Below are 8,239 nucleotides of genomic sequence, written 5' to 3'. Positions count from 1 at the left end.
TGGGGGTCGCCCCACGGGACAATAGCTCCGCGCCAGGTCGATTTTTCAATCGAAGCCTCTCTAGGAATAGAGGGGCTTTTTTATGACACACATCGCAAAGTCTTGTTTTAGTTAAACTTACATAATAAGGTACAGAAAGGTACAGGGTAAATTTTTTCAAAAGATAGAGTTAATGCAGAGCAAGCAAAATTTGATAGCTCTCAGAAAGGCACAGTTTCAGCAGCGCCTCTTACTTAATCATCAGTTGATTGAAATAGTCAAGCATACAGACAGCCACGCTTTTTTGACAAATCCAGCTGCTCACAATGTTTATCTATACTTGACGAACTACGTCCGAGTTTGTTCTGAAGCTTGGTTTAAAACTAAGTTAACAACTTTGCGCGTACTAGATTGGGGATGCGGTAAAGGTCACATTTCTTTTTTACTACGTGAAATGGGTGCTATGGTAACTAGTTGTGATGTGACTAGTGGTGCAGCATTTGGTCAGGATGCGCCTATTATCGATCGCGCATCCATATCAGTCGTCTCTTTAGAACATCCCTATTTACTTCCCTTCAATGATGCTAGCTTTGATGTCGTCCTGAGTTTTGGTGTTCTCGAACACGTTTCAAACGATCTTGCGTCTTTACATGAAATTCGGCGAGTGCTCAGTCCACAAGGCTTATTCTTCTGTTTCTTCTTGCCCTACTACTTATCTTGGACTCAACGGCTAGCACATTTACGAGGAGACTTTTATCACGATCGCTTGTATAGTAAAAAATTGGTAAAACATCTCCTCACCCAGAGTCAGTTTCAGCTCATCGATCTCTGGCATAGACAAATTCTACCTAAAAATCGTATTTCCTACGTTAACCATCATAGTTTTGAAAGCTTAGATCGGTGGCTAACTGAAAATACTTTTCTCAAATACATTGCTACTAATATTGAGTTTGTAGCTTTCAAAAATTAAACTCAGTTCATATGGAAGATATATATATTTCAACCATGTGTTAACCGTAGACTCAGATTTACTTAACACTCATTGCTAACATACGCTGTAGTGGCTTCAAGGCAGCCGTGACGATCTCTTCTGATAATTTAATTTCTGGACTGCGGTTCTTCATTGCTAAATAAAGCTTTTCTAAAGTATTCAGACGCATATAAGGGCATTCATTACAATTACAATTACTATTTATTGGTGGTGCAGGAATAAAATTCTTATGAGGAGCTTCTTTCCGCATTTGATGAATAATGCCTGGTTCAGTGGCAACAATAAAGGAACTCGCGGTACTCTTTTGACAAAATTTTAACAAAGCTGTTGTAGAACCAACATAATCTGCATGACGCAAGATAGGAGGTTCGCATTCAGGGTGAGCTAAAACTTCCGCTGCTGGATGCTGAATTTTTAATTGAACGAGTTTCTTTTCTGAAAATGTTTCATGAACGATACAGCTACCTTGCCACAGCAACATATTTCGACCAGTTTGTTGCATGACATATCGCCCTAAATTGCGGTCTGGAGCAAAAATAATTGGTCGATTTAGAGGGATTTGGCGTACAATCTGCACCGCATTAGAACTGGTACAAATAATATCGCTCATCGCCTTAATTTCGGCAGTACAGTTAATATAAGAAATGACTAAGTGGTCTGGATGTGCTGCTTTGAAAGCGGCAAACTCTTGAGAAGGACAGCTATCTGCCAAAGAACAACCTGCTGCTAAATCTGGCAAAAGTACGAGTTTATTAGGATTGAGAATTTTGGCTGTTTCTGCCATGAAGTGAACGCCAGCAAAGACAATAACTTCAGCATCAGTCTTCGCAGCTTGTTGAGCCAATCCTAATGAGTCGCCAATATAATCAGCAATGTCTTGAATGTCTGGTTCTTGATAGTAGTGTGCCAAAATTACAGCGTTCAGCTCTTGTTTTAAAGCTTGAATTGCTGCAAACAAGTCTACAGGTATTTCACGGGCTGGATTATTTTGGACGATCGCAGTTGTAAACACAATTCAAATAGATAAAACTTACAATTTCTGGTCTTCTTGCAATTATAGTATTTTTTACCAAAACTGGGTGCTGGTAGAGGCAAAATCTTTCCTAACACCTAACGGTAGTGCCAAAAGCCGTCATGCTTTTCTATGCTGGATAAAGAAGATCGGGAATGAAGCATGACCAGTCAAAGCAAACAGGATGAAACAACCGTCATTGCAGTAGTCGGTGATATTCACGACCAATGGGAAGCAGCAGATGGCATAATATTGCAAAAACTAGGCATCGACCTTGCTTTATTTGTAGGTGACTACGGCAATGAATCAGTAGATGTAGTCAAAGCGATCGCCGATCTCGACATTCCTAAAGCAGCAGTGTTTGGCAACCACGACGCTTGGTATACCGCTACTGCGTGGGGTCGCCAGAAGTGTCCTTACGATCGAAAAAAAGAAGACTGGGTGCAAGAACAAATAGACTTATTAGGAGAAGCCCATGTTGGTTATGGCAAACTAGACTTTCCTAAACTAAACTTAACTGTTGTTGGTAGCCGTCCGTTTACTTGGGGTGGTTCGAGCTGGAAAAACGAAGACTTCTATCAAGAAAGATTTGGCGTAGCAAGCTTTGAGGAGTCTACCGCACGCATTATAGCAGCAGCTCGTAGCGCCACCTACGATACCGTCATTTTTCTCGGACATAACGGACCATCAGGATTAGGAGATTGCCCTGAAGACCCTTGTGGCAAGGACTGGCAACCCTTGGGGGGTGACTTTGGCGATCCAGATTTGACAGAGGCGATCGCGCAAACTCGTGCCGCAGGAAAACAGATTCCTTTGGTCACATTTGGTCATATGCACCATAAACTACGCCACACCCAAAAGTACTTGCGTAAGCCAGTTCATGTTGCCCGCGAAACAGTTTACCTCAATGCTGCTAGCGTACCTAGAATCGTTGAAAATGGCAGCGATCGCCAGCGCAATTTTTCCTTAGTCTATCTCCAATCTGGGATAGTATCTCAAGTGTCTCTCGTTTGGGTAGATCGAGATGATCAAATAGCATCAGAGCAAATCCTTTATCAGCAACAAAGTCAGCTCGTGCAGCCTGCATAGAAAATAGAATGTGCTATCATTTATTAGCTTTTAGATCTAGCTAACAGCTAGTAGCTAAATTGGAGAGGTGGCAGAGTGGTCGATTGCGTTCGACTTGAAATCGAATGTTCCGAAAGGAACCGTGAGTTCGAATCTCACCCTCTCCGTTAATCATTTTCACGTTCTGCCAGTTCTAACCAACGTTCGGTTGCCGTGTCGATTGCTTGCACTAATTGAGCTAACCGCTCGGATAACTGCTGCATTTCGGTAAAATCGCTAGGAGGGTTGTTGTAGAAAATCTTTTCTAGCTCTTCCTTTTGCGTTTCCATCTCGGGAATTTGAGTTTCTAGCGTTTCATATTCCCGTTTTTCTTTGAAAGATAGCTTGCGCGATTTGGCTGCGGGAATCGTAGGGGCGCACAGCTGCGCGCCCGTACCGGAGTCGGGAGTCGGGAGTGAATTTCGACTTTCAGCTTTTGGCTTTTGACTCTCAACTTTTGACTTTTCTTCCTCTTCAGCTTGCTTGTATTCCAAATACACTGAGTAGTTGCCTGGATATTGACGCAGATTGCCACCAGATTCGATCGCAAAAATAGTCTCCACCGCGCGATCGAGAAAATAGCGATCGTGGGAAACAACGATCGCGCAACCGTTAAAGTCTTCTAGATACTCTTCTAATACCGCTAGCGTTTGTACATCTAAATCGTTTGTCGGTTCGTCTAAAATCAACACGTTAGGCGCACTCATCAGCACGCGCAACAAAAACAACCGCCGCTTTTCTCCGCCAGACAGCATGTGGATGGGTGCATATTGCTGGTTGGGGGGAAACAGAAACCGTTCCAACATTTGGGAAGCCGTAATGATGCTTCCATCGGCTGTTTTAACCAACTCTGCTACATCTTTGAGATATTCGATAACTCGCTGATTTTCATTCAGCGTCAAATCTTCAGAATGTTGGTCGAAATAACCAATATGAATTGTGGAACCAATTTCCACCGTACCGGAATCGGGCTGCACTCGTCCGGTAATAATATCCATCAGCGTTGATTTTCCCGCGCCGTTACTGCCAATAATGCCAATGCGGTCTTCGGGATTGAATGTATATGTAAAGTCTTTAATGAGAAGGCGATCGCCGTAAGACTTGCTAATATTTGCTAACTCAATTACCTTTTTCCCAATCCGCCGCCCTGGAGTAGAAATTTCTACCTTACCCTGCACTTGCTTAAATTCCCGCGCCTGCATCTCGTAGATGCGATCGATTCTGGCTTTTTGCTTAGTGCTACGGGCTTTTGGACCTCGTTTCAACCATTCCAACTCTCGCCTTAATACTCCGGCGTGTTTGTGCTGACTGCTGACAGCTGATTCTTCTGCTTCTGCCTTTTTTTCCAGATAATAAGCATAGTTACCGGAATAAGTATAAAGGTCGCCGCGATCGATCTCGATAATGCGATTTGTGACCCGATCCAAAAAGTAGCGATCGTGAGTGATGAGTAACAGCGCACCGCGAAACCGAGTTAGATAACTCTGCAACCACTCAACAGATAGTGCATCTAAATGGTTTGTCGGTTCGTCCATCAACAACACATCTGGTTCCGACAGTAAAGCTGCTGCTAGCGCGATTCGCTTGCGGTAGCCCCCAGAAAGATTGCTAATTTTGGCATCAAAGTCTTCAATTCCTAACTTGCTAAGAATGACTTTAGCATTAGTTTCTACTTCCCATGCTGCCAATGCTTCAATCTGCTGGGAAACCTTCGACAAATGCGCCATGAGTTTATCGAGATCGCCCTGTCCGTGCGCGAGTTTATCGGAAATTTCTTCGTATTCCCGCACTAGCGCCATCTGTTCGCCACCATCGGCAAACACTTGTTCTAAGACAGTATGATTCTCATCTAAATTTGGCTGTTGGGGTAGGTAGACAATTTTAGCTCCTGAATTTACCCAAATTTCACCGCTATCTATTGGTTCCAGTCCGGCGATCGCCTTAAGTAATGTTGATTTACCAGAACCGTTTACCCCAATTAGCCCGACTTTATCGCCTTCATCCAGGCTAAAGCTAGCATCTTTCAAAATTTCCTTGATGCCAAAGTCTTTGTTAACCGATCGCAGCGTGAAAATAGTCATGGGTTATAGGTAAGCTACCAATTACCTAGTCTAACGTTGATGCGTAGGGGCGGGTTTTGACTAAATATTTATGGGCTTTGGCTGTCAATCTATTTGGGCGCACCCGCCCGTACAAAAGTCAAAACAATTATTTTCAGTGAGTCGAGACAAACCAATCGATTAATTTACGAGCAATACTCAACTTTGGGGGAATTTGAGGTAAATTATGCTTGTTAAACCAACCAGCATCCACTAGTTCTTCTGGTTCGATCTCAATTTCACCGCTAGCATAGGTGGCTGTAAACCCAATCATCAGAGAATTGGGAAAGGGCCAAGGTTGGGAACCAAAATAGCGAATGTCTTTCACTTCAATCCCGACTTCTTCGCGCACTTCTCGCACTACCGTTTCTTCTAGCGATTCGCCTGGTTCGACAAATCCAGCTAATATACTGTACATCTTGGGTGGAAATCTGTGAGCGCGAGCTAATAATAATTCCTCACCGCGAGAGATGAGGACGATAACCGCAGGTGAGAGGCGGGGATAATTAACCAAACCACAGTTAGGACAACGTTTTGCCCGTTCGTGTGGTAATTGGGTAGTAGGAGTAGCACAGTAACCGCAGTACTGATGGGTACGATTCCATTCGACGATTTGAATGGCGCGACCGCTCAGAACAAATAGATCTTCGTCCAGCGTACCGTATAATTCTCGCAGCCCTTGTAATGCCATGCCCGTAGGTGTAGACATATCTTTGGAGAGTTCGGCACAGTAGCAGGGGCGATCGCCTAATGTACCGAGAAATTGCGTCCGTATAGGAATTAAGCCAATCTCTTCTAGACTAGTGAGTTGGGGGATTTGATTCGCTGTTCCTTCTTGATGTACTAGTAGTTTTTTACCTACAAAGGCAAACCACCAAGCGGGTACGGATTGTTCTACGGGTGGAGTAATGCCAGGAGTAAAGATATGATGCATTGTTAAGCTTTGGGGTCAAAGATTCGATTTTAGGTCACGCATCAGCCGTAGGCGTTAGCGATAGCGAAGGCGAAGCCGTTAGCGTAGCGTTAGGTGCAGAGGCGCAAAGAAGAGCGCAAAAGTTAGCATTGTAGGAGCTGAATTTAATGTGAGGAGATGGTGCAACGCAAACCTACCACGGCAGAAATTCAAGCGGCATACGGGCGCACGGTTCCAGATATTATTGCTCCAAATTTAAATGTTTTGTTTTGCGGGATTAATCCTAGTCTCTATAGTGCTGCTGTCGGACATCACTTTGCTCGCCCAGGAAATCGCTTTTGGCGATCGCTTCACGCTGCGGGTTACACAGAACGGATACTGTCACCGTTTGAAGACCGGGATCTGTTACAGTTTGGTTATGGTTTGACAAATATCGTCGATCGCGCCACGGCTAGGGCAGATGAGTTAAAAGCTGAAGAATTGATCTTCGGTCAACAACACTTAGCAGTCAAGATCGAACAATATCAACCGCGATTTTTAGCTATTTTGGGTATCAGCGCCTATCGGACAGCATTTTATCAACCCAAAGCTATCATGGGAAGACAAGCTGAGTTATCGTCCGGCACAACGATTTGGGTATTACCTAACCCCAGTGGGTTAAACGCTCATTATCAAATAGCAGATCTTACGCGGGTGTATCGAGAATTGCTGCTGGCGGTGAAGGATTGAGCGCGTCTTGAGTGAGTACCTCGATCGCTGTCTTTAACCAATCAATATAAGTCTGTTCTTTGCGGATTGCTAGTTCTAATACCAGTCGTTGCATCAACTGTTCGCGGTTGTGTATAGGATTGCTCAACGTTGGTAGTTCTATTTGTTCGCATTCAGCCAACTTGTCACGTCGTGCTGCTAGCTGTCGTTCTAATAAGTGAATCGTAGCTTCATTTGACAGATGTGCGGCGAAAAATAATTGAATTGGTAGTGGATCTCTTACTGTTGGTATGGGTTGAGGGCTTTGTAGCCACTGAGTTAATTCGGCTTTTCCTGCTTCAGTGACGCTGTAAACTTTACGGTTGGGGCGATCGCACTGAATTTCAACCTTATAGGTAATCCATCCTTGCTCGACTAGTTTATCAAGGGTTCGATAAATTTGTGCCTGATCCGCAGACCATAAGTAAGTCATGCAGCGATCGAAGCAGCTCGTTTTCAAGTCATACCCTGTCCTTTTTGCTTGTAGGAGGAAGCCCAATATTGCGTGTGCTAATGACATACGGTTTTCTGTATATAAGGTAGTAAATTCCCCATCTTTTACTACCGATCTAATCTTATGTTACTATACGATAAGTCATATATAAGAGGCATCAATTATGATGCTGATAACGACTTACCACGACAAAGAGCGCTGACACAAAGACGCAAGGCTCGGACGCAGAACGTTGAGGAGACGGGTAGATGGAACTGTGTTAACGATAAAGTGCTAACAATAAAAGAGTCGCGATCGCCTGCCCATCAAATCTAAGTTGCGATTCGTACGTATATTGTCAAAAGCCGTTAACTGTTAAACTCCATCTGTAATAAATACCGCAGCAGCAAAAATTTCAACGATTAAAGACTATTGTAACGGGAGGATGGATTCCATTGACTTCTCACAAATTGCTACAACGAATACATCGACATCAATATCTGCGCGATCTGCGTAATAAATTGCTCTATTTACACCGTATATTGTTAGATACCGAACGCATTGCTTACGAACAAGTTAGCGGGCGAGTATCGAGTGGAGAACTGTTGCAATTAGCGATCGATCGCGAACAATTTGCTTGGCTACATCGCATCTCTGAATTAATCGTGCAAATTGATGAAATGTTGCAAGCAGATGAGCCAGTTACGCCAGGTATTATCAAAGAGTTGACTGCTTACACTCGCACGCTATTAACACCATCTGAAACAGGCGATGAATTTGCTAGAAGATACTACAAAGCCTTTCAGCAAGAACCGGCTGTTGTGTTAGCACATGCAGAAGTAACGCAGTTGCTAAATAGTCATTAGTCATTGGTCATTTGAAGATTTTGAGGGGCTGGCATCTTGCCAGTCCTTTAATTTAGTCTCAAATAAAAGTAGTTAATAGTGATACCAATTCT

General features: G+C 43.6%; 10 protein-coding genes and 1 tRNA gene. 7 read left to right on the top strand and 4 right to left on the bottom strand.

All coding sequences use genetic code 11. From position 1 onward, the window contains the following. The first annotated feature begins 172 nt into the window (after window positions 1–172). Window positions 173–949, top strand: coding sequence for a class I SAM-dependent methyltransferase (locus DSM107010_RS08020; protein ID WP_015157390.1), 777 nt, complete (start codon window positions 173–175; stop codon window positions 947–949). A gap of 58 nt (window positions 950–1,007) precedes the next feature. On the opposite strand, the gene nadA is transcribed toward DSM107010_RS08020, so the two are convergent. Further along, window positions 1,008–1,982, bottom strand: a complete 975-nt coding sequence (gene nadA, locus DSM107010_RS08015; protein ID WP_106166608.1) for a quinolinate synthase NadA — start codon at window positions 1,980–1,982, stop codon at window positions 1,008–1,010. Between the two features lie 162 nt (window positions 1,983–2,144). On the opposite strand from nadA, the gene DSM107010_RS08010 reads away from it, so the two are divergent. After that, window positions 2,145–3,071 carry a TIGR04168 family protein gene (locus DSM107010_RS08010; RefSeq protein WP_015157388.1) on the top strand — a complete coding sequence of 309 codons (927 nt, stop codon included), beginning with the start codon at window positions 2,145–2,147 and terminating at the stop codon, window positions 3,069–3,071. A gap of 61 nt (window positions 3,072–3,132) precedes the next feature. Then, a tRNA-Ser gene (locus DSM107010_RS08005) sits at window positions 3,133–3,217 on the top strand. Here DSM107010_RS08005 and DSM107010_RS08000 read toward each other — a convergent pair. Both DSM107010_RS08000 and nudC read right to left on the bottom strand, forming a co-directional pair. Next, window positions 3,218–5,170: an ABC-F family ATP-binding cassette domain-containing protein gene (locus DSM107010_RS08000; protein WP_106166607.1), complete on the bottom strand. Its 1,953-nt coding sequence runs from the start codon at window positions 5,168–5,170 to the stop codon at window positions 3,218–3,220. It abuts the tRNA gene before it with no gap. A 133-nt stretch (window positions 5,171–5,303) separates the two neighbouring features. Then, a complete protein-coding gene (nudC, locus tag DSM107010_RS07995; protein ID WP_106166606.1) occupies window positions 5,304–6,122 on the bottom strand; it encodes an NAD(+) diphosphatase in 819 nt (272 codons plus the stop codon). Between nudC and DSM107010_RS42115 the strand changes: the two genes are divergently transcribed. Together DSM107010_RS42115 and mug are read left to right on the top strand one after the other, a co-directional pair. Further along, window positions 6,122–6,256 (top strand): hypothetical protein, encoded by a 135-nt coding sequence (locus tag DSM107010_RS42115; RefSeq protein WP_255409999.1) that lies wholly within the window; start codon window positions 6,122–6,124, stop codon window positions 6,254–6,256. The two genes, nudC and DSM107010_RS42115, sit on opposite strands and share 1 nt — an antisense overlap. A gap of 22 nt (window positions 6,257–6,278) precedes the next feature. Then, window positions 6,279–6,830 carry a G/U mismatch-specific DNA glycosylase gene (mug, locus tag DSM107010_RS07990; protein ID WP_106166605.1) on the top strand — a complete coding sequence of 184 codons (552 nt, stop codon included), beginning with the start codon at window positions 6,279–6,281 and terminating at the stop codon, window positions 6,828–6,830. Here mug and DSM107010_RS07985 read toward each other — a convergent pair. Beyond that, a complete protein-coding gene (locus DSM107010_RS07985) occupies window positions 6,787–7,368 on the bottom strand; it encodes a PadR family transcriptional regulator (RefSeq protein ID WP_015157384.1) in 582 nt (193 codons plus the stop codon). The genes mug and DSM107010_RS07985 overlap by 44 nt on opposite strands. Window positions 7,369–7,425: 57 nt before the next feature. Here DSM107010_RS07985 and DSM107010_RS07980 point away from each other — a divergent pair, with 57 nt between their 5' ends. Beyond that, window positions 7,426–7,617, top strand: coding sequence for a hypothetical protein (locus DSM107010_RS07980; protein ID WP_015157383.1), 192 nt, complete (start codon window positions 7,426–7,428; stop codon window positions 7,615–7,617). A gap of 119 nt (window positions 7,618–7,736) precedes the next feature. Then, complete coding sequence (locus DSM107010_RS07975) at window positions 7,737–8,147, top strand: hypothetical protein (protein ID WP_015157382.1); 411 nt, start codon at window positions 7,737–7,739, stop codon at window positions 8,145–8,147. Window positions 8,148–8,239 lie beyond the last annotated feature (92 nt).

It is taken from the genome of Chroococcidiopsis cubana SAG 39.79, from assembly GCF_003991895.1.
GTDB lineage: Bacteria > Cyanobacteriota > Cyanobacteriia > Cyanobacteriales > Chroococcidiopsidaceae > Chroococcidiopsis > Chroococcidiopsis thermalis.
Note: the sequence above shows the minus strand (reverse complement) of the source record. Positions and strands in the feature narration are given on the sequence as shown.

Coding starts and splice junctions, on each gene's coding strand:
- DSM107010_RS08020 (WP_015157390.1), top strand. CDS start 173: ATGCAGAGCAAGCAAAATTTGATAGCTCTCAGAAAGGCACAGTTTCAG.
- DSM107010_RS08010 (WP_015157388.1), top strand. CDS start 2,145: ATGACCAGTCAAAGCAAACAGGATGAAACAACCGTCATTGCAGTAGTC.
- DSM107010_RS08000 (WP_106166607.1), bottom strand. CDS start 5,170: ATGACTATTTTCACGCTGCGATCGGTTAACAAAGACTTTGGCATCAAG.
- nudC (WP_106166606.1), bottom strand. CDS start 6,122: ATGCATCATATCTTTACTCCTGGCATTACTCCACCCGTAGAACAATCC.
- mug (WP_106166605.1), top strand. CDS start 6,279: ATGGTGCAACGCAAACCTACCACGGCAGAAATTCAAGCGGCATACGGG.
- DSM107010_RS07985 (WP_015157384.1), bottom strand. CDS start 7,368: ATGTCATTAGCACACGCAATATTGGGCTTCCTCCTACAAGCAAAAAGG.
- DSM107010_RS07980 (WP_015157383.1), top strand. CDS start 7,426: ATGTTACTATACGATAAGTCATATATAAGAGGCATCAATTATGATGCT.